Origin of the sequence: Nocardia sp. NBC_00511 (assembly GCF_045161165.1) — a bacterium.
Classification (GTDB): Bacteria; Actinomycetota; Actinomycetes; order Mycobacteriales; family Mycobacteriaceae; genus Nocardia.
Map to the genome: position 1 here is coordinate 1,473,540 of NZ_CP107849.1, position 19,855 is coordinate 1,493,394.

General features: G+C 68.2%; 19 protein-coding genes and 1 pseudogene. 14 read left to right on the forward strand and 6 right to left on the reverse strand.

Annotated features, from left to right (window positions below; translation table 11 throughout):
• Positions 1 to 14: 14 nt before the first annotated feature.
• The 9 genes from OG300_RS07105 (at position 15) to OG300_RS07145 (ending at position 9,410) form a co-directional block, all read left to right on the forward strand.
• Positions 15 to 467 carry a MaoC family dehydratase gene (locus tag OG300_RS07105; RefSeq protein ID WP_405493368.1) on the forward strand — a complete coding sequence of 151 codons (453 nt, stop codon included), beginning with the start codon at positions 15 to 17 and terminating at the stop codon, positions 465 to 467.
• Entirely contained in the window at positions 467 to 1,507 is a 1,041-nt protein-coding gene (locus tag OG300_RS07110) for a phosphotransferase family protein (RefSeq protein ID WP_405493370.1), read from the forward strand. The genes OG300_RS07105 and OG300_RS07110 overlap by 1 nt, the downstream gene beginning before the upstream one ends.
• A complete protein-coding gene (locus OG300_RS07115) occupies positions 1,504 to 2,697 on the forward strand; it encodes an acyl-CoA dehydrogenase family protein (protein WP_405493372.1) in 1,194 nt (397 codons plus the stop codon). Before OG300_RS07110 ends, OG300_RS07115 begins: the two co-directional genes overlap by 4 nt.
• On the forward strand, positions 2,694 to 3,803 hold the full coding sequence (locus OG300_RS07120; protein WP_405493374.1) for an acyl-CoA dehydrogenase family protein: 1,110 nt from the start codon (positions 2,694 to 2,696) through the stop codon (positions 3,801 to 3,803). Before OG300_RS07115 ends, OG300_RS07120 begins: the two co-directional genes overlap by 4 nt.
• A 41-nt stretch (positions 3,804 to 3,844) precedes the next feature.
• Entirely contained in the window at positions 3,845 to 5,071 is a 1,227-nt protein-coding gene (locus OG300_RS07125) for an acyl-CoA dehydrogenase family protein (protein ID WP_405493376.1), read from the forward strand.
• Between the two features lie 30 nt (positions 5,072 to 5,101).
• Entirely contained in the window at positions 5,102 to 6,103 is a 1,002-nt protein-coding gene (locus OG300_RS07130) for an NADP-dependent oxidoreductase (protein ID WP_405493378.1), read from the forward strand.
• Between the two features lie 31 nt (positions 6,104 to 6,134).
• Positions 6,135 to 6,746, forward strand: coding sequence for a TetR family transcriptional regulator (locus OG300_RS07135; protein WP_405493380.1), 612 nt, complete (start codon positions 6,135 to 6,137; stop codon positions 6,744 to 6,746).
• A 123-nt stretch (positions 6,747 to 6,869) separates the two neighbouring features.
• The gene (locus OG300_RS07140) at positions 6,870 to 8,063 is read left to right on the forward strand and encodes a hypothetical protein (RefSeq protein ID WP_405493382.1); all 1,194 of its coding nucleotides are present in this window, start codon (positions 6,870 to 6,872) and stop codon (positions 8,061 to 8,063) included.
• A 126-nt stretch (positions 8,064 to 8,189) separates the two neighbouring features.
• Positions 8,190 to 9,410 (forward strand): hypothetical protein, encoded by a 1,221-nt coding sequence (locus tag OG300_RS07145; RefSeq protein ID WP_405493384.1) that lies wholly within the window; start codon positions 8,190 to 8,192, stop codon positions 9,408 to 9,410.
• Here OG300_RS07145 and OG300_RS07150 read toward each other — a convergent pair.
• Entirely contained in the window at positions 9,391 to 10,197 is an 807-nt protein-coding gene (locus OG300_RS07150) for an MBL fold metallo-hydrolase (RefSeq protein WP_405493386.1), read from the reverse strand. The genes OG300_RS07145 and OG300_RS07150 overlap by 20 nt on opposite strands.
• Complete coding sequence (locus OG300_RS07155; RefSeq protein ID WP_405498494.1) at positions 10,194 to 10,757, reverse strand: ester cyclase; 564 nt, start codon at positions 10,755 to 10,757, stop codon at positions 10,194 to 10,196. Before OG300_RS07155 ends, OG300_RS07150 begins: the two co-directional genes overlap by 4 nt.
• 105 nt (positions 10,758 to 10,862) lie before the next feature.
• On the opposite strand from OG300_RS07155, the gene OG300_RS07160 reads away from it, so the two are divergent.
• From OG300_RS07160 to OG300_RS07170, 3 genes and pseudogenes are all read left to right on the forward strand, one after another.
• On the forward strand, positions 10,863 to 11,534 hold the full coding sequence (locus OG300_RS07160) for a TetR/AcrR family transcriptional regulator (protein ID WP_405493388.1): 672 nt from the start codon (positions 10,863 to 10,865) through the stop codon (positions 11,532 to 11,534).
• Between the two features lie 89 nt (positions 11,535 to 11,623).
• Positions 11,624 to 12,729: pseudogene (locus tag OG300_RS07165) on the forward strand (NADH:flavin oxidoreductase).
• A 58-nt stretch (positions 12,730 to 12,787) separates the two neighbouring features.
• Entirely contained in the window at positions 12,788 to 13,099 is a 312-nt protein-coding gene (locus OG300_RS07170) for a pyrimidine/purine nucleoside phosphorylase (RefSeq protein ID WP_405493390.1), read from the forward strand.
• Positions 13,100 to 13,414: 315 nt separating this feature from the next.
• On the opposite strand, the gene OG300_RS07175 is transcribed toward OG300_RS07170, so the two are convergent.
• The 4 genes from OG300_RS07175 to OG300_RS07190 all read right to left on the reverse strand — a co-directional run bounded on the left by OG300_RS07175 (position 13,415) and on the right by OG300_RS07190 (position 17,381).
• Positions 13,415 to 14,245, reverse strand: a complete 831-nt coding sequence (locus tag OG300_RS07175; protein WP_405493392.1) for an alpha/beta fold hydrolase — start codon at positions 14,243 to 14,245, stop codon at positions 13,415 to 13,417.
• 147 nt (positions 14,246 to 14,392) lie between these two features.
• Positions 14,393 to 15,427 carry an NAD-dependent epimerase/dehydratase family protein gene (locus OG300_RS07180; RefSeq protein WP_405493394.1) on the reverse strand — a complete coding sequence of 345 codons (1,035 nt, stop codon included), beginning with the start codon at positions 15,425 to 15,427 and terminating at the stop codon, positions 14,393 to 14,395.
• On the reverse strand, positions 15,424 to 15,696 hold the full coding sequence (locus tag OG300_RS07185; protein ID WP_405493396.1) for a hypothetical protein: 273 nt from the start codon (positions 15,694 to 15,696) through the stop codon (positions 15,424 to 15,426). Before OG300_RS07185 ends, OG300_RS07180 begins: the two co-directional genes overlap by 4 nt.
• 11 nt (positions 15,697 to 15,707) lie before the next feature.
• On the reverse strand, positions 15,708 to 17,381 hold the full coding sequence (locus OG300_RS07190; RefSeq protein WP_405493398.1) for a fatty acid CoA ligase family protein: 1,674 nt from the start codon (positions 17,379 to 17,381) through the stop codon (positions 15,708 to 15,710).
• Between the two features lie 419 nt (positions 17,382 to 17,800).
• Here OG300_RS07190 and OG300_RS07195 point away from each other — a divergent pair, with 419 nt between their 5' ends.
• Both OG300_RS07195 and OG300_RS07200 read left to right on the forward strand, forming a co-directional pair.
• Positions 17,801 to 18,847, forward strand: a complete 1,047-nt coding sequence (locus OG300_RS07195) for a 3-oxoacyl-ACP synthase III family protein (protein WP_405493400.1) — start codon at positions 17,801 to 17,803, stop codon at positions 18,845 to 18,847.
• A gap of 4 nt (positions 18,848 to 18,851) precedes the next feature.
• Positions 18,852 to 19,787, forward strand: coding sequence for a hypothetical protein (locus OG300_RS07200; RefSeq protein WP_405493402.1), 936 nt, complete (start codon positions 18,852 to 18,854; stop codon positions 19,785 to 19,787).
• Positions 19,788 to 19,855: the final 68 nt, after the last annotated feature.

Consider the following 19,855-nt stretch of genomic DNA (forward strand, 5'->3'; position numbering starts at 1 on the left):
AAGGACCCGAAGCGATGCACACATTCGATGGCCTGGGTGAGCTGGAGAAGGCGGTCGGCACCCATCTCGGTTACAGCGGGTGGCACACCATCACCCAGGAGCAGATCGATCGCTTCGCCGACGCGACGGGGGATCACCAGTGGATCCACGTCGATCCGGTTCGGGCGGCGGCCGGTCCGTTCGGCGCGACGGTGGCGCACGGGTTCCTGACCCTGTCGCTGCTGCCGGTGCTGGCCGGTGAGATCTACACCGTGACCGGGGTGTCGATGGGAGTCAACTACGGCGCCAACAAGGTTCGCTTCCCGTCGCCGGTGCCGGTGAATTCGCGGGTGCGGGCCGGGGTCGAGCTGCTGTCGCTGACGCCCGCGAGCATGGGGTTCCAGGCCGTCAGCAAGGTGACCGTGGAGATCGAGGGCGCGGCCAAACCGGCGTGCGTCGCCGAGAGCGTCGCGCTGCTGGTGCCGTGATGAGTGCTGTGGAGCAGACCGGCGAACTGCCCGGCCTGGATCTCGAACGCCTCACCCCGTGGCTGACCGCGACCCGGCCGGATCTGGCCAAGGGGGCGTTGAGCGGGCGGCTCATCGCGGGCGGCAAGTCCAACCTCACCTATGAATTGACCGACGGCACCACGACATTCGTGCTGCGGCGGCCGCCGCTCGGGCATGTGCTGGCCACCGCGCACGATATGGTGCGCGAGCATCGGGTGATCAGCGCGCTGGCCGATACCGCGGTGCCGGTGCCGGATACCTACGCGCTGTGCGAGGACACCGAGATCCTCGGTGCGCCTTTCTATTTGATGGAGCGAGTCCTCGGCACGCCGTATCGCACTGCGGCCGAACTGGAGCCGCTGGGCGCGGTGCGCACCGAAGTGATCGCGACCGGCATGATCGACACCCTGGCCGCGCTGCACATGGTCGAGCCGGATGCGGTCGGGCTGGCGGATTTCGGTCGGCCCGAAGGGTTCCTGGAGCGTCAGGTGCGCCGGTGGAAGAAGCAGCTGGATGCCTCGTACTCGCGTGAGCTGCCCGCCGCCGTCGAACTGCACGCCCTGCTGGCCGCGCGGGTGCCGCCGGAGTCGGCGGCGCGCATCGTGCACGGTGACTACCGCCTGGACAACGTGCTGGTCGACGATCGGGATCGGGTGGCGGCCGTATTGGACTGGGAGATGGCCACTCTCGGTGATCCGCTCACCGATATCGGCCTGCTGCTGGTCTATCAGCGCATGGGTGCGCGCCGGGTTCCCGGCGTCACCGACGTGTCCACCGCGCCGGGTTTCCTCGACGAATCGATGATGCTCGAGCGGTATGCCCGCCACACCGGCCGCGACCTGTCCCATATCGGGTTCTATGTCGCGCTGGCCTCGTTCAAGCTCGCGGTGATCGCCGAGGGCATCTACTTCCGCTTCCTCCACGGCCAGACCGTGGGCTCCGGATTCGCCGGGGTGGGCGACATGGTCGACCCGCTGCTGCGCGCCGGAATCGCCGCTTTGCAGGAGAACGAGCAATGACCGACCTCGACGGGGTGCGACAGGATCTGCGCAAACGCGTGGAAGCTGTACTCGCCGAACATGATCCGGCCGCCACCGATGCGGTGACCTTCCATCGCGCCCGCTACGACGCGGGCCTGGCCTGGGTGTACTACCCGGAGGGCTACGGCGGGCTGGGGGCCGACCGCGAGCTGCAACCGTATGTGGACGGACTGTTCGCCGACGCCGGTGCGCCGGGAAACAATGCCGACCTCAACGGGATCGGCCTGGGTATGGCCGCGCCGACCATCCTGGCCTACGGCACGCCCGAGCAGCGGCGTCGGTATCTGCGACCACTGTGGACGGCCGAGGAGATCTGGTGCCAGCTGTTCAGCGAACCGGGCGCGGGCTCCGACCTCGCGGCGGTCGCCACCCGGGCGGTGCGCGACGGTGAGGACTGGGTCGTCAACGGCCAGAAGGTCTGGACGTCGGTGGCGCACAAGGCCGATCGCGCGATCCTGGTGGCGCGCACCGATACCGGCAAGTCCAAGCATGCCGGGCTGAGCTACTTCATCTGCGATATGCGGCAGCCGGGCGTGGAGGTGCGGCCGCTGCGGCAGATCACCGGTGAGGCGGAGTTCAACGAGGTGTTCCTCACTGATGTGCGGATTCCCGACTCCGACCGGCTCGGGCAGGAGGGTGAGGGGTGGCGCGTCGCCAACACCACCCTCAACAATGAGCGGGTCTCCATCGGCGGGCGTCCGGTGCCGCGCGAATCCGGGATCCTGGGCGCGGTCACCCGCACCTGGCGGGAGAATCCGGACAAGCACACCCCTGAACTCCAGGACCGTCTGCTGCGGCTGTGGGTGGACTCCGAGGCGGCGCGGCTGGCGGGCACCCGGCTGCGGCAGCGGGTCGCGGGCGGACAGCCCGGGCCGGAGACCTCGGCGCTGAAGCTGTCGTTCGCGCGAATCAACCAGCAGCTCACCGGATTCGAGCTCGAACTGCTCGGCGAGGACGGGCTGCGCTACGAGGACTGGACCATGGTGCGCCCGGATCGCGTCGATTTCGCCGGGCGCGACGCGGGCTACCGGTATCTGCGGGCCAAGGGCAATTCGATCGAGGGCGGCACCTCGGAGATCATGCGCAATATCGTCTCCGAGCGCGTGCTGGGGCTGCCGGGAGAACCGCGCGCGGACAAGGACATTCCGTGGAAGGACCTGATCCGATGAGCGACGACATCCTGCTGCTCGACACCGATGTCGAGACGGCGCTGCGGGAGGCCGTGCGCGACCTGCTGGCCGAGCGGTGCGATCCCGCGGCCGTGGCGGCCGCCTATGCCGGGGATTTCACGCTGACGCAGGCACTGTGGCGGCCGATCGCCACCGAACTGGGGCTGGCCGGGCTGCTGATCCCCGAAAACCGGGGCGGGGCAGGCGGATCCGCGCGTGAGGCGGCGGTCGTGCTCGAGGAGCTGGGGCGGTATGCCGCGCCGGTGCCGTTCCTGACCAGCAGTGTGATCGCCGCGACCATTCTGCTCGCCGGGGAATCGGAGCTGGTCGGGGAACTCGCCGCGGGGGAGACCGTCGCGGCATTGCTCGCGCCGTGGTCTGCTGCGGCCGTCGAGCAGATTCCGTTGCTGGACAAGGACTCCGACGGTCGGCTGTCGGGGCGGGTCACGAGTGTCGCGGGGGCTCTCGAATCCGATGTGCTGCTCGCGGTGGTGCGCACCGCGGCGGGGCTCGAGGTGCACGCGCTCGACAAGAACGCCGTCACCGTCGAACCCGTGGTCTCCCTCGACATGACTCGGCCGCTGGTCGACATCACCGTGGACGCCGTACCGGGCCGGGTGGTGGTCGAGGCCGCGGCCGGATCTGAGGCATTGCGTGCGGGTTTGGCGACCGGTGCGGCGCTGCTGGCCTCCGAGCAGGCCGGGATCGCGGCCTGGTGCCTGGACAACACCGTGCAGTACCTCAAGCTGCGCAAGCAGTTCGGTCGCGTGGTCGGCGGGTTCCAGTCGCTCAAGCACCGGCTCGCCGATCTGTTCGTCGAACTCGAATCCGCCCGTGCCGCAGCGCGTTACGCGGCGGGCACCCTCGCGGCCGGAGATCCGGACGCCGAGATCGCCACCGCCGTGGCCGCCGCCTACTGCGGGGAGATCGCGGTGCACGCCGCCGAGGAAGCCGTGCAGCTGCACGGCGGCATCGGCATGACCTGGGAGTATCCGGTCCATCTGTATCTGAAGCGGGCCAAGGCCGACCAGATCGCGCTGGGCAGTCCCGCCCGGCACCGCGCCGCGCTGGCCGGGCTCGTCGATCTGTCGCTGGGCAGCGCGTGAATTCGCCGGTGCCGCAACCACTACCACGATCAGGAGCAGGAATGTTCGAACTCTCCGAGAAGGCCGTACGGTACCGCGATGATCTGCTCGCCTTCATGGACGAGCACATCTACCCCGCCGAATCCGTGTACGAAGCGCAGATGGCCGAAGCCGGTGACCCGCACTTCCAGCCGCCCATCATCGACGAGCTCAAGACCGAGGCGCGCAAGCGCGGCCTGTGGAACCTCTTCCACCCGCACCCGGAATGGGGTCCGGGCCTGACCAACTCCGAATACGCGCCGCTGGCCGAGATCATGGGCCGCAGTGCGCATCTCGCACCCGAGGCCACCAACTGCAGCGCTCCCGACACCGGGAACATGGAGGTGCTGACGCTGTTCGGCACCGACGAGCACAAGCGGGAGTGGTTGCGGCCGCTGCTGGACGGCGAGATCCGCTCCGCGTTCGCCATGACCGAGCCCGCGGTCGCCAGTTCGGACGCCACCAACATTCAGATGAGCATGGTGCGCGACGGCGACGACTACGTGCTCAACGGGCGCAAGTGGTGGACATCCAATGCGCTGCACCGCAATTGCAAGGTGCTCATCGTGATGGGCAAGACCGACTTCGACGCGCCGACCTACCGGCAGCAGTCGATGATGGTGGTGCCGATCGACACCCCCGGGGTGACCGTGGTGCGCGGGCTGCCGGTGTTCGGCTACCAGGATCGGGAAGGCCACGCCGAGGTCCTCTTCGAGAACGTGCGGGTGCCGAGCACCGCGCTGCTGGCCGGTGAGGGCGACGGGTTCATGATCAGCCAGGCGCGGCTGGGCCCGGGACGCATCCACCACTGCATGCGGGCCATCGGCATGGCCGAGCGCGCACTGGATCTGATGATCGATCGCGCCCAGTCCCGCACCACCTTCGGCGAACCGGTCGCCAACCGGGCCAATATCCAGGACTGGATCGCCGAATCCCGCATCGACATCGAGATGGTGCGGCTGCTGACACTCAAGGCCGCGTACCTGATGGACACGGTCGGAAACAAGAACGCGCGCACCGAGATCGCCGCCATCAAGGTGGCCGCGCCACAGATCGCGCAGCAGATCATCGACCGGGCCATCCAGGTGCACGGCGGCGGCGGTGTCTCCGACGTGTTCCCCCTCGCGAGCATGTACGCGCACGTGCGCACGCTGCGGCTGGCAGACGGACCCGACGAGGTGCACAAGCGCACCATCGCGCAGATGGAACTGCGCCGCCGCGACCCGTCCTGGGGTCGCAAGAAGGCCTGACCGGCAACCGCTTTCGACAAGGAGTACCGCATGACCAAGACCCAGCAGGTGCTGCTGGCCCAGCGGCCGACCGGGCTGCCGGACGCCGGCACCTGGAACCTGACCACCACCGAACTGCCCGGTCCGAAGGACGGGGAGATCCTCGTCAAGATCTCCTTCATCTCGCTGGATCCCGCCATGCGCGGCTGGCTCAACGACGTCCGCTCCTACCTGCCGCCCGTCGGCATCGGGGAGGTGATGCGCGCCTTGGACATCGCCACCGTCGTCGAATCCCGGCACCCGGACTTCGCGGTCGGTGACACCGTCAGCGGCACCTTCGGGGTCACCGAGTACGCGATCAGCGATGGCCGCGGCGTGCAGCACGTGGATCTGAACGCGGCCTCCGGGCCGACCTGGCTGGGTGCGCTCGGAATGCCGGGCATGACAGCGTATTTCGGTCTCCTGGAAGTCGGGAAGCTGCAGGCGGGTGACACCGTGGTGGTGTCGGCGGCCGCCGGTGCGGTCGGCAGCGTGGCCGGGCAGATCGCGAAGGCCAAGGGGGCCACCGTGATCGGGATCGCGGGCGGGGCGGAGAAGTGCCGGATCCTCACCGAGGAACTGGGTTTCGACGCGGCCATCGACTACCGCGCCGGAAACGTGTTGAAACAGTTGCGCGAAGCCGCGCCGAAGGGCATCGACGTCTACTTCGACAATGTGGGCGGCGAGATCCTCGACGCCGCCCTGGCCAACCTGCGCCGTGGCGCGCGAATCGTGCTGTGCGGGGCCATCTCCGCCTACAACGAGCAGAAGCCGCCGCCCGGACCGTCGCGGTACATGTCGCTGCTGGTGTTCCGCGCCTCCATGACCGGTTTCGTGGTCTTCGACTACGCCGACCGCTACCCCGAGGCGGGCGCGCAACTGGCGCAGTGGCTGGCCGAAGGCAAGCTCCAGAGCCGCGAACACGTCGTCGAGGGCGGGGTCGGCGGCTTCGGTGAGGCGCTCAACATGCTCTTCAGCGGCGCGAACACCGGCAAGCTGGTACTGGCGATCTGAGACCGATTCGACCGAATGGGAGACTGACCCGGTGACCGTTCCAGAAGACCGCTCCCGCGCCGACGAGACCAGGGCGCGGCTGCTGGAAGCCGCCGTGACCGCGTTCGCCGAACGCGGCTTCCACGGCTCCACCACCCGCGACGTCACCTCCATCGCGGGCCTGAGCACGGCGGCCATCTACGTGCACCACCGTTCGAAAGAGGAACTCCTCTACCAGATTTCGAACACCGGTCACCGGGACACCCTCGACACCGTCCGGGACGCCATCGCCTCCTCCGGCGACCCGGTCGAACAGCTGATGACGCTGATGCGCAACTTCGCCATCCACCACGCCCGCGCCCACACCGTCGCCCGTGTCATCAACTACGAACTCGCGGCCCTGAGCCCCGAACACCAGCAGGAGATCAAGGCCCTGCGCCACACCATCGACGCCGAAGTGCGCGCCCTGATCGAACACGGTGTGGCGGAAGGCGTCTTCGACAACCCCAACCCCCATATGGCCGCCACCGCCCTGCTGTCCCTCGGCATCGACATCGCCCGCTGGTATCGCGACGGCGGCTCCTGGACTCCGGAGGATCTGGGCGACTACTACGTCGACCTGGCGCTGCGTATTGTCGGCGCACCCTATCCGAACTCACGCTGACCTCGGCTGATCGAGACCTTAGGTGTCGTTCGGGCGAGTTGCCGTGTTTGTCCGGTGATCTTATAGTTCACGCGTCGAATCGCTGGATTCGCTTGTGTACGTTGGTGATCAGGGGTGGGAATGATGTCGGAATCCTCGGCGGCCGAGACGGTCCATGAGATCGTGACCGAGGCGGAGAAGCCACGCCGCAGCCGCCGGAAGACGTGGCTGACACTGTCGCTCGTGGCCGTAGTGGTGGCGGTGGCGGCGTTCGCGGCCTGGGAATTCCTTGGACGCGATCGCCGATCGCCGGAGGCCGTGGCACGCGACGACCTGCACACGGCGCAGGTGGCCCTGCTCAACGCGCCCGGCGCGCACTATTCGGGCCGATACACCGAACAGAGTGGTAAGACCTGGACTCTCGATCTGCGGGTGACCAATATGGGTGACGCCTCGGGGACCATCGAGATCGCGCCGGGAAAGCTGTTGTCGCTTCTGGAAGTCGGTGGCAAGGCGTTCCTGCGGGGCGACCGTGACACCTGGATCGCGGACGGATTCAACGACGTCGACGCGACGGCGGCCGCCGGGAGACAGATCCTGGAACCGGCCCGGTTCTCCGGAGTGGACCTGGCCGGGACGCTGACACCCGGCATCCTGGGCTCCACCCTGGATCCGAACGACGACAAGAACGCACCGGTTCAGGTCGGCGCATCGGAGATGGTCGATGATCGTCGATCGGCGCTGATCGTGAGCGGCACCGTGGCCACCTATGTGTACTCGGGACAGATCGATCGAATCATCATGCCCAACTTCGATATCAAGGTCGCGGCCATGAACTCCGACGACGTCGTGAGCTTCTACCGTGACCAGCGACCCGCGGTCGCCGCACTGGACGACGCGTCCGACACCGAGACCGTCATCAAGACCGAATCGAGCTGGAGCTCCGTCTGCGGTCCGACCTGCAGCGTCCTGGCCACCTTGACCAGTACCCCGCACCCCTTCACCTCGTTCACCCTGCCCAGCGGCTACACGCCGCCCGTGAACGACATCCTGGTCGCCTACCAGGTCGGCGTCACGGTGGACGACGTCCCCGTCCCCACCCCGGACTGCACGGGGGTCATCTCCATGCCGGGTGCCGGAACCGGCCACCTGTCCTGCGCTTTCAACACCGGCTCCGGTTCACGGGCATCCTCCGACATCACCGTGCGCGCGATCGTCGGCCGTGCCCGCGCCGACGAACTGCTGCACACCTTCGACGACGACACCACGAAGAGCCACGCCAAATTGCGCTGCCCGACCACCTCCACCCACGGCCTGGTCACCACCCCCGGCTGCTGACCCCGGCGGTCGCGAAATCCACCATTCGCGAGGCTGAATTGGGCTATTTGCCGGTTTTGCGAGAGTCGTGATCAGATGACGGTCTCGGCGTATCACCGGATATGCGAGTGGTGATCTGGGGCGGGAATGACAATCGAACCTTCGGCGACCGAACCTGCCGGTGAGTCCGGGACCGAGATGCCCGGTCCGCGCAACCGGCGTCGCTGGCCCTGGCCGGTGGCGGTGGCGATCGTGGTGGCGTCGGCAGTTGTCGTGGCGGTCGTGCTGTTCGTGCCTCGTGATCGGATGTCGGCGGCGGAGTCGGCGCGGGCGGATCTGGCTGCGGCGCAGCTCGTTCTGATCAATGAGCCGGGTGTGCATGTCGTCGGCGACATCAGGATGAGCGACGATCGCAAGTCGAGCTGGAGTCTGCCGAAGGTGGACCTGAGGGTGACCAATCTCGGTGACGCGGTCGGGACCTTGACCTTCGGCTCGGGGCTCGTGCGGGACAAGGCCATGTCGTATCTAAGGATCGGGGACAGGACGTTCCTGCGCGGCGATCACGATGCCTGGATGGCGTACGGGATGGACGAGGTCTCGGCGACCGCACTCGCCGGAAGACCGGTGCTGCAACCGAATTCGCTCGACGACGCCTATCACGTCGATGTGGCCTCGGACCTGACTCCGTCCGCGCTGGGCTGGCGGCTCGATCCCGGTCTGGACATGGGGTTGCCGGTGCTGACCCGATCGGTCGTCGAGAACGGCCGGCGCGTCACCCTGATGGACAGTGGCGGGATATCGGTCTCGGTGAGCTCGGGACACATCTTCCGAGTATCCGAATGGACCTTCGACGGTGACGTCACACCCATGACCGCCGATGACGTGGCTGCGTTCTATCGCGAGCTGCGTCCGGTCGCCTCGGCCCTCGACACCGCCGTCGACCTCGAGACCGAACTCCAGAACGACGCCGCCTGGAGTGGACCTTGCGCGCCGAGCTGTGCCGCCATCACCACGGTGACCGCGAAACCCCATCCCTTCGTTGGAGTTTCGCCGGACTACACCCCACCCGTTCCGGATATCTTCGTCGAGTACTCCGTCGTCTTCGCCGTCGACGGCGTGCCCGCCGAACATCCAGGCTGTTCGGGTGTCACGCAGATGCCCGGCCGAGGAACCACCATTGTCTCCTGTCCGGTGACCGGGTCCTCTGGTTCGGCGGTGACCGCCCACATCGAAACTCGCCCCGTCCTCGGCCGTGCCCGCGCGGACGCACTGCTGGCGGCTATCGACGCCGCCACCGCCGAGAGCAAGGCGAAAGCGTCCTGCCGCATCATCTCCACTCGCGGCCTGGTCACCGAGCCCGGCTGCTGACCTCCAGAGCGCGCGCCAGGAGGTGTGGGTCGTGGGCGTTGATCAGGAGGAGGTCGGGGTCGGCGGCGTGCCAGAGTTGGCTCAGGCGTTGGTGGTTGGCCCGGACCTTGCGCCAGTCGGCGGCGACGGCGCGTTCCATGGCGAGTAGGGGTTTCGGGGTCGGGGCGGCGCCGTCGAGTTGGGTGTGGTGGTAGAAGGCGTCTCCGGCGTGCAGGATCCAGTGGGTTCCGGCGTCGACGGCGATGGCGGCGTGGCCTCGGGTGTGGCCGGGGAGGGGGATCAGGACGATGCCGGGGGCGATGTCGGTGAGTTCGCGGGCGCCGGGGAAGTCGCGCCAGGATTCGGTGGCGGTGGGGGAGTGCTCGACCAGTTGGGGGCCGTGGGAGCGGGTTGCGGGGAGGTAGCGCTCGCGTTCGACCAGGGTTGCCGGGTGGCGGGTTGCGGCAAACTCGGTGGCGGTGAGGTGAACTCGGGCCCAGGGGAAGTCGGAGAGGCCGCCGGCGTGGTCGGCGTCGAAGTGGGTGAGCACGATGTCGCGGACGTCGTGCGGGTCGAAGCCGAGGTTGCGGATCTGGGTGATCGCGGCTTCGGCGGGGTCGAAGGTGGGGCGGACGTAGAAGCGGGTGGGGCCGAAGCGCTTTCGGGGGTCGGCGATGTCGTGCAGGCCGAGGCCCGAATCGATCAGGGCCAGGCCGGAATCCGTTTCGAGCAGCAGGACGTGGCAGACCAGGCCGCCGGGGGTGGCCCACGGGTGCATGGTGCCGCAGTTGAGGTGGTGGACCTTCATCGGTGTGTGAGATCGGCGGGGAGGGTCTCGACCAGGGTGGGGTTCGGGGTGCTCGACATGGCGAGCAGGCCGCGCAGAGCGCGGATGACCAGGGGCCAGTTGCGGGGATCGCGCAGGTTCAGCCCGCCGAGGAGTTGGCGCAGCATGGTGAGGGTGTCGAAGTAGATGCGTTCGGCGATCAGGTTCTCGTTGTCGTCGAAGACGAAGTAGGCCGTCATGCGGGTGCGGTGCTTGGAACCGGTGGGCGGGATCGCGCCGAGCGGGCCGGAATGTGTTCCCAGCAGCCAGAATTCGACGATGACCGCGTCGGCGCTGTGGCGCAGGGCGATGATCTCGTGATCCTGGTCCGGGAAGGCGACGCGGGTGTCGTGGTAGTAGTCGCGCACCGCGGCGTCGCCGTCGTGGACGGTGAGGGTGGGAATGATCTCGTAGTGCGGGTGCGGGAAGGTGGCGAGCACGTCGTTCCAGTCCTGGCGCACCTCGTCGTGGAAGTGGTCGAGGACCAGCTGCTCACGGGCGTGCAGCACCTCGGTCGGCGGGACGGCGAAACGGTCGGGCATGGCGCGCTCCGGGGCAGATCCAGGCATTAATTCCACGGTGTGGGAATATGTTCACGGTAAACCCACGCTGTGGAAATAATCAAGAGGTGGGCGACAATGAACGCCATGACCGTCAGCAGCGCCCAGCCGCCCCGCCGGGGCCGACCCCCGAAAGCGGACGCGCAGCTCTCCCGCGCGGCGATCCGTGCGGCGGCCCTGCGGGTGATCGACACCGACGGCATCGCCGCCGTCGGGATGCGTTCGGTCGCAAGAGAACTCGGCGTCGACGCCAAGAGCCTCTATCACCACGTCGACGGCAAGGACGATCTCCTCGACGCCGTCGCCGAACACCTGCTGCAGAGCTTGCGCGTCCCCGAACCCAGCGGCGCGGTCGACGGCGATCTGCGCGCCATGGCCCACGAGTTCCGCCGTGTCACCCTCGCCCACCCCGAGGCCGCGACCCTGGTGCTGACCCGCCAGCTGTCCTCACTTGGCAGTCTGGCCCCCATCGAGGCCATGCTCACCGTATTGCGCAGTGCCGGACACACTTCCGACGAGTCCGTGCATCTGCTGCGCACCCTGCTCGCGACGCTCATCGGCACCCTGCTGCGCGAAGCCGCCGCGGGACCCGCCTTCGGCACCGGGGATCCGGACGGCATCGCCGCGCGCCGTGCTGCCCTCGAATCCTCCGGGTTCCCCGAAACCACCCGTGCCGCGGCGTGTCTGGCGGTCTTCGACCGGGACCGCGAGTTCGACTACACCCTCGACCTGATCATCGGGCTCGTCACGCGGCGCTGATTCGCCGACCGGCGGGAATGGGTTGGACGGCGGGCGATGTTCTTGTCCACGTTCGAACCTGATCCGTTGAGCTGGAAGGGATGTGCTGCATGTCACAGGAATCGATCGAGGACCGCGGGTTTCGCCTGGACGACCTCTTCGACGAGGTCCAGCTGGGGGCGTTGCGGGTGCGGAACCGGTTCGCGATGGCTCCCATGACACGCATGAAATCCCCGGGCGGAGTGCCCAACGAGGAGAACGTCGAGTACTACCGGGCGCACGCCGCGGGCGGTGTCGGGCTGATCATCACCGAGGGGACCTACGTACGCGGGCCCGCGGCCGGTCCCGCCGCGACGGTGCCGCATTTCTACGGCGACGACGCCGGCAGGGGTGGCGGGCCGTGGTCGAGGCGGTGCACGCCGAGGGCGCCGCGATCGTCCCGCAGCTCTGGCATCTGGGGGTGGAGCGCGGCGGCAGCCCGGAATTCGAGCCGCAGTTGCAGTCGGTGAGCCCCTCGGGGGTCAAGCACACCGGTGAGCAGGTGGGCCGGGCCCTGACGACCGGTGACCTGGACGCGCTCGTCGAGTCGTATGTGGAGTCGGCCGTGCTGGCCCGGCAGCTGGGTTTCGACGGCCTCGAGCTGCACGGCGCGCACGGCTACCTGCTCGATCAATTCTTTTGGGCCGCAACCAATCTCCGTGCCGACGAGCACGGCGGGTCACCGCGCGCCCGGGCCGCGTTCCCGGCCCGGGTGGTCGCCGCGGTGCGGGAGGCGGTCGGACCGGGCTTCCCGATCATCTATCGGTATTCGCAGTGGAAGGGCGCGGACTACACCGCCCGGATCGCCGAGACGCCCGGTGAGCTCGAGGAGCTGCTCACCCCGCTGATCGAGGCCGGTGTCGACGTCTTCCACACCTCGCTGCGGCGGCACTGGCAGCCGGAGTTCACCGACCACGCCGACGACCTGAGCCTGGCGGGCTGGACCAAGAAGATCACCGGACTGCCCGTGATCACCGTGGGTTCGGTCGGGGTGGACAGCGTGTTCCGCGGCGACCGCATCGATGAGACGCAGGCGCAGCGCTTCCGGGTGTTGCAGGAGCAGTTCGAGCGCGGAGAGTTCGACATCGTCGCGCTCGGCCGGGCGCTGCTGGCCGACCCGGCCTGGGTGAACAAGGTGCGTGCGGGCCGCCTCGCCGACATCCTGCCGTTCCGGTAGCGGCCGCCCGCGGACCGGCCGGATAGTCTGTCTCGTCCCCATTCACAGAGGAGAGTTCATGACCGCGTTCGAGAATGTCAGCGTCACCAAGAAGGCCAACGTCTACTTCGATGGCAAGTGCGTCAGCCACAACATCGAATTGGCCGATGGCACCAGCAAGTCGGTGGGCGTCATTCTCCCGGCCACACTGACCTTCAACACGGGTGCGCCGGAGATCATGGAGCTCATCGAGGGCGAGGCCAATGTGACGCTGGCCGGGCAGAGCGAGTCGGTCGCCTACAAGGGCGGCGAGTCGTTCTCGGTGCCGGGAGACTCCAGCTTCGTGATCGAGGCGGTCACCCCGGTGCACTACGTGTGCCACTTCGGCTGATCATTTGGTGCTTCGGACGCCGTGGACGTATCCAAGCGGGTCGCTGACCGCGCCGGGTGGCGGTGTCGCCGTGACCGGAGTCTGAATAGTCGCGGCGACGGTGCTGCCCGGTTGATGCGGTGCTACGGCTCGCCCCACGACGTCCGAAGCCGACCGGGCCGAATTCGTGGAAGTCACGAATCCCTCACGGTCACAAAGAGTGTCACCCGTGTTTTCCCGAATGGGGTTGCCGCGGGCGTTTGCGGCACGGCAGGTCTGCCGGTTGGCACGACCGGTCGGTTGCCAGGAAAGTGCTGGCCCGGCCGGGTGTGAGTGCTAGCCCGCCAGCGCGGTGCGCGCGGCGGAACGGATTGCGCTGGTGACGGTTTCGGGTTCCTCGAGCATCACCAGGTGACCGCAGTCCGGCAGTTCGATGGCCCGCACCGGATTGAGCGTGGCATTGAGCCTCGCGCCCGCGGCCGCGGACAGAATGTGGTTGCGGGCGCCCCAGATGGTGGTGATCGGCGGGAAAGCCGGTCCGGGACGCAGCGTGTCGAGGACGGCGAGCTTCGACAGATCCCGCGCGACGGCGGCGGGCGCGAGCAGGCGGCGCGGCTCGCTCCAGCGGTCGCGCAGTCCGGCGAACGCCGATCCGTTCATACCCCGCCCGCGCGGGCCGAGCTGTTCGCGCACCACCAGATGCGCTGCCAGACCGGGCAATCGGATGAGCCCGGCGACGGCGTCCAGCGGCAGGTGGGAGGCGGCGCGCGCGGTCCAGCCGGTGGGGGTGGGGCGCAGGGTGGCCGCGGTCAGCGGGCTGCACAGCACCAGGGCGTTGACCCGCTGCGGAGCCTGGCGGGAGTACAGCAGTGACAGGGCACTGCCGAAACAGTTGCCGACCAGCGTGAGCCGGTCGATCCCCTGCGCGTCGATGAATTCCGAGACCATCCGCACGTAGTTCTCGACCGTGTATCCGGTGGCCGGGGTGTCGGAGTCGCCGTAGCCGAACAGGTCCAGCGCGTACACCGTGTTGGTGGCCGAGAGCGCGCGCATCTGGTTGGTCCAGATATGGCGGTCGCCGCCGAGATTGTGCAGGAACAGGATCGGATCACCCGAACCGGCCTGCTCGTACGCGACGGACACGCCGTGGTAGTCGAATACCGGCATCGGGCGCTCTCCTCGTTGAGTAGCGGTGCTGCACTGAACTCCGGCCGCGAAGGCCGTCAGCATCGACATACCCGGGGCGCGGTAACTTCACCATGCTAGCCGGTACCGCGCGTAACACAAGTCTGGAGGAGAGGGTCCGTGCGCAGGTCAGTGCGTGGTTCCGGCGATCACCCCCGCACTGCGCAGCCAGAATTTCAATTCGGCCATGCCGGTGTCGCGGTCCATAACGGGCCGGTATCCGAAATCGCGAGTGGCCGCCGCGGTGTCGTAGGTGCCCGAGCGGGTCATCACCGCCACCGAATAGCGCGACAGCGGCGGCGTCCAGCGCTCGGCGACATACGGTATCCGCCTGAGGTTTTCGATCGCGGTCACGATCAGCCCGACCAGCCGGGGATCGAGGCGGCGGTCTGGTGCCGGGTAGCCGAGCTCGGTGGCGAGCTGCGCGAGGAAGCCCCAGACGTCGGTCTGCTCGGCGTCGGCGATGAAATATGGTTTGCCGCCGACGTTTTCGCTCGCCGCGGCCGCGATGGCGGCCTCGACGATATTGTCGACATGGCACAGTGAGGCCAGCACCGTGCGCCCGCCGGAGAGATCCGGCAGTGTCCCGGCCGCGGCCCGATCCAGCAGCCGGATGATCGGCCCGGAACGGTCGCCCGCACCCCAGATGGCGCGTGGACGCAGCGCGCAGGCGGTGAAGCCGGGCGTATTCGCCGCCAGCACCAGGCGTTCGGCGGCCGCCTTGGTCTCGCAGTAGTGGTTGAGGTAGCGGCGCGGATACGGAACCGACTCGTCTATATCGATCTGGTCGCCGCCGTCACGGTCCATCAGGGCACTCGGACTCGAGATGAACACGAAACGCTGTGCGCCGCCGGTCCGCGCGGCCGCCAGCAGGCGCGCGGTGGCGGTGGTGTTCTCGGCCAGGAACCGGGCGTGGGTGCCGCGCTCGTCGACGCGCGCGGCACTGTGGAAGACGACATCGACGCCGGTGACCGCCGATTCGAGGGAATCCGGGTCGCCGAGATCGCCGATGACCGGGCGCACCCGGTCGCGCACGGAGGCCAGGTCGCGCAGATTGCTGGTGCGGCGCACCAGCATCGACACCTCGTGCTCGCCGTCGCGCACCAGGCGGCGGGTGAGCGCGCCACCCAGGAAGCCGGAGGCTCCGGTCACCAGTACCTTCACGATGCCTCCGCGTGTGCTTCGCCGGAATTCACGGTGTCGCGGCGGGCGGCCAGTTCGTCCACGGCGATGGTCAGCGGGATGCGGGTGGCCGGATCGGCCGCGCACAGTGCGGCATCGGCCCACCAGAGTGCCCGCAGCGCCGGGCTTTTCGGAGCGCGCCCGGCGAGCGCGGCCAGCAGCCCGGCGAGCAGGTAGATCCTGGCCAGCATCCCGGCCGCGACATACAGCCGGGACAGCAGTGGAATCAATTGCGGTGTCACGGGTTTCATGACTTGTCCCGTCAGTCGGCGAGCTGCTTGGCCGCCCAGACGGTCAGCTTCTCGCGACCGATCTTGGCGTTGTGGCGGATGTCGACCGGGAACGCGGGATGGAACAGGAACGCGGTGACCGGCTTGGTGACCTCGAATTCGTCTCTGCGGCCCCGCAATCGGTCCTCGACGGCGGCGCGATCGGCGTCCGGCTCGAGTTCCACGCACAGCACCGGCACCTGTGCCCCGCGCGTGCCCACCCCGACCAGGGCGGTGCGGGCGACACCGTCGACGGTGTTGAACACCTGCTCGACCTGCACGGTGAACATCGGCCCGGATTCGGTCTCCAGACGCTGGGTCTTGCGCCCGCAGAAGCGGATTCGGCCCGCGTCGTCGATCCAGGCCAGATCCCCGGTGCGATGCCAGACCGTGTCGCCGTCGGTGATCTTGCCGGACAGGTTGGCCTCGACCGGCCACAGGTAGCGGGTGCTGACATTGGGCCCGGCGACCACGAGCTCGCCGATGCCCCGGGAGGTCGCGAGGTCGGCGGAGCGCGCCTCGACGTCGGCCCAGTTCGGCAGCGGATCGTCGGTGATGGCGATCACCCGCGCCCGCACGTGCAGTGCCGGTACCCCGACACAGACGCCGTGGCCGTGATGCGCCTGCTCGACGAGATCGCCCAGCAGTTCCCGGGATTCGATGGTCGCCATCGGCAGTGCCTCGGTGGCCCCGTAGCCGGAGTACACCCGCGCCTGCTCGGGCAGCACCCGCCGCAGTGCGGCGATGCACCAGTCCGGTACGGGCGCGCCGCCGGAGTAGATGCTCTCGACGGTCGGCAGGGGCGCGGCGGTCTGCTCGATGTGGTGCAGCAGCGGGATCAGGACGGCGGGGGAGGCGAACATGGTGCGCACTCCGAAGCGCTCGACCGCGTCCACCACGTGCGCGGGATCCGTCGCGCCCACCTTCGAGGGGATCAACGGCGGTAGTACGCAACGGGATCCGAGCAGCAGCTCCAGGATGCCGGCGACCGGCGCGGTGATCAGCGAGGTGCCCGGCGGGACATGGTCGCGGGCCGCGTCGACCTGCTCGATCATGGCCGCGAGATTGCCGTGGGTGAGCACCACCGCCTTGGCGGGACCGGTGCTGCCGGTGGTGTAGGCGATCAGCAGCGGCTCGTCGTCAGGTCCCGGTTCGCGTTGCGGCAGTGCCCCGTTCGGCGTGCGGCCCCAGCCGTCGAGGGTGGGCCCGCCCCACAGCGAGCGTCCGGCGGTCACCGCGACGCGCACCTTGCGGAAGTAGGCGCGGAACACGATTCGTAATGCTTGTGCCTCGGGGACCCCGACGAACGCCTCGGCGTCGGCGGCCTGCAGGCAGCGCAGCATCTTGAACATGCCCATGCCCGGGTCGATCACCACCGGCACCGCACCGATCTTGAACAGCCCGTACAGCACCGCGTACAGCTCCGGGCCCGGCCGCACCAGCACGATGGTGCGCACGCCGCGTCCGAGGCCGGCGTCGAGGAAGCGTTCGGCGATGACGTCGGACCAGGCGTCGAGTTCGCCGTAGGTGAGCTGCCGGTATTGCGGCAGACCGGATTCGGTGCGGCCGTCGGGATATATCACCGCCGCCCGCTCGGGATGAGCGGTGACTATCTCGCTGAAACGATCCAGTGCACGCCAATAAATGGCAGCCGAGGATTGCGACACACTTCCCCCAGATAATTGTCGAGGAATGCCGATGAATGTGTCGATGAGGCTACACGGGGTACTCCGGGTCCGCTAGCCGTGTTGCGCCGTATTCCATTGATATACAACGGGTTTAGTGTGTCCCGGGGTACCGACACCGGTTCCTCCCTACCCCCTATTCCACCCCTAGGGGGCGGCGGGGAAACGTCGCGCGAACATTCGTGGCGAGGTGGCTCTTCCAGCGTGTTCGAGGCGAAATAGCGAGTCCGCCAGCATGATTCGCGAGGTCGGGGCGATGTCCGGCTACCAGTGGGTACGGTACCGTTCGATTCGGCATCGGGGCTATGGGATATCAGCGGCGCCACTTCGAGGGGACATTCGAATCACGGTCGCCGCAGCGGAATTCGACCGGACGCACGCAGTCCAGAGAGTAGGGGGCCATGCGTACACGCTTCGAATCGATCGGTGCGTACACACCCAGTACGATCCGTTCCACGGAAGACGTGATCGACAGCCTTTCCGTGCCCAGGGCATTGGACCTGGAGCGAATTACGGGAATCAAGAATCGGCGGGTGCACAATGCCGATCCGGATAATTACGAGTCGTCGTTCGAACTGGCGCGCCGCGCCGTCGAGGACTGCCTGGCGCATTCCGGCTACGCCGCCGCGGACCTGGATGTGGTCATCTCGGTGTCGATCACCCGCTTCACCGGACCCGGCCGGTTCTGCTACGCGCCGTCCTTCGCCGCCCAGCTCAGCGCCGCCGTCGGGGCCACGGGCACACTGCATTTCGATCTGTCCAACGCCTGCGCGGGCATGATCACCGGTGTGCTGGTGCTCGATCGGCTGATCAAGGCCGGGGTGGTGCGCCGGGGCCTGGTGGTCAGTGGTGAGCAGATCACGCCCATCGCCGAGACCGCGACCCGCGAGATCAGCAAGCCCTACGATCCGCAGTTCGCGGCCCTGACCGTCGGTGACGCGGCGGTCGCCGTGGTGGTAGACGATCGCGGCGACGATGACGACGAGATCCACTACATCGAGCTGATGACCACCTCCGCCGGTGCCGAGCACTGCCTGGGCATGCCGAGTGAGAAGACCACCGGCATCGCCATGTACACCGACAATCGCGCGCTGGCCAGCGAATCCCGCTTCCAGCAGGGCATCAGCCGGATAGCCGACTTCCTCAGCGAGACCGGACGGGCCTGGGAGAGCGAGAAATACGACTACTGGATCCACCACCAGTTCAGCGGTCCGGCCATCGAATACATCAGTTCGCTCACCGAGCGGCACTTCGACACCCCGATGCCGCAGGCGCTCAACGTCTACGCCGAATTCGGCAACACCGCCTCCACCTCGCACTTCCTGGTGCTGCGCGAACACCTTGCGCAGCAGAGGATTCCGCGCGGCTCCAAGGTGCTGCTGGTACCCGAGGCGTCCGGGGTGGTCTCCGGTCACCTCGCCGCGACCATCTCCCGGCTGGAGGCCTGAGAACATGAGCACCGCAATCGTCTCCGCGGCCGTGTGCACCGACACCGACACCGGCAGCTACTTCGAACTGGCAGCGCGCGCCGGACGGCAGGCGCTGGCGGCCGCCGAGGTCGCTCCCGAACGGGTGGGCCTGGTGATCAACGCCGGGGTCTTCCGCGACAGCAATATCGCCGAACCGGCGGTGGCGGCGCTGATTCAGAAGCGCCTCGAGGTGGGCCTCGAATACGCCACCGGGCGGGTACCCGCCTTCTCCTTCGACCTGCTCAACGGCGGCTCGGGGGTGATACACGCGATCCTGACCGCGCAATGCTTCACCGGGCTGGGCGATGTCGACTACGCGCTGATCGTCGCCGGGGACACGCATCCGTCCACCCGGCGCGGGCGGGAGGACTTCCCGTACACGGCCAGTGGTGCGGCACTGCTGTTGCACGCGACCGATGCCGCAGGGGGTTTCGGTCGCATCCACACCGCCGAGGCGGGTGTGGCGGGCGCGACCGCGTGGGCCGATCTCGACGGCGCTGGTCTCGAGGGGCGAAATGCGCTGACCGTCGGGCCGGGCACCGGTGATCCGCTCGAGCTGGCGGAGCGGGCGGTGCGCGCGTGTCTGGCGGGCGAGGACCTCAGTGCCGGGGACTTCGCCACCGGGTACGCGGTGCTGCTGGCGCCCGCCCCGGTACCGGGGTTCCGGGAGCGGCTGGCCTATCGGCTCGGGATCCCCTCGACCGCGGTGTCGGGCATCGATCCCTTTGTCGGAGACCCGTATTCGGCGTCGCCGGTGCACGCCTACCTGGGCGCGGCGAGCGAGGGACTGCTCGACGACGCGCACGCGGTCATCTTCCTGGGCGCCGACGAGAACTCGGCGGCATGCCTGGTCTATCGGCCGCAGGTGCTCACGGCCGCTGGGAACACCCCGGCGGCAAATGTGAAATACACTGTTTGAGAAGTAATTCTCATCCGGCGGTGGCCGCCGGAAACCGCTGTGCCCCGGCTGATCCTGGGCGCGCCCGC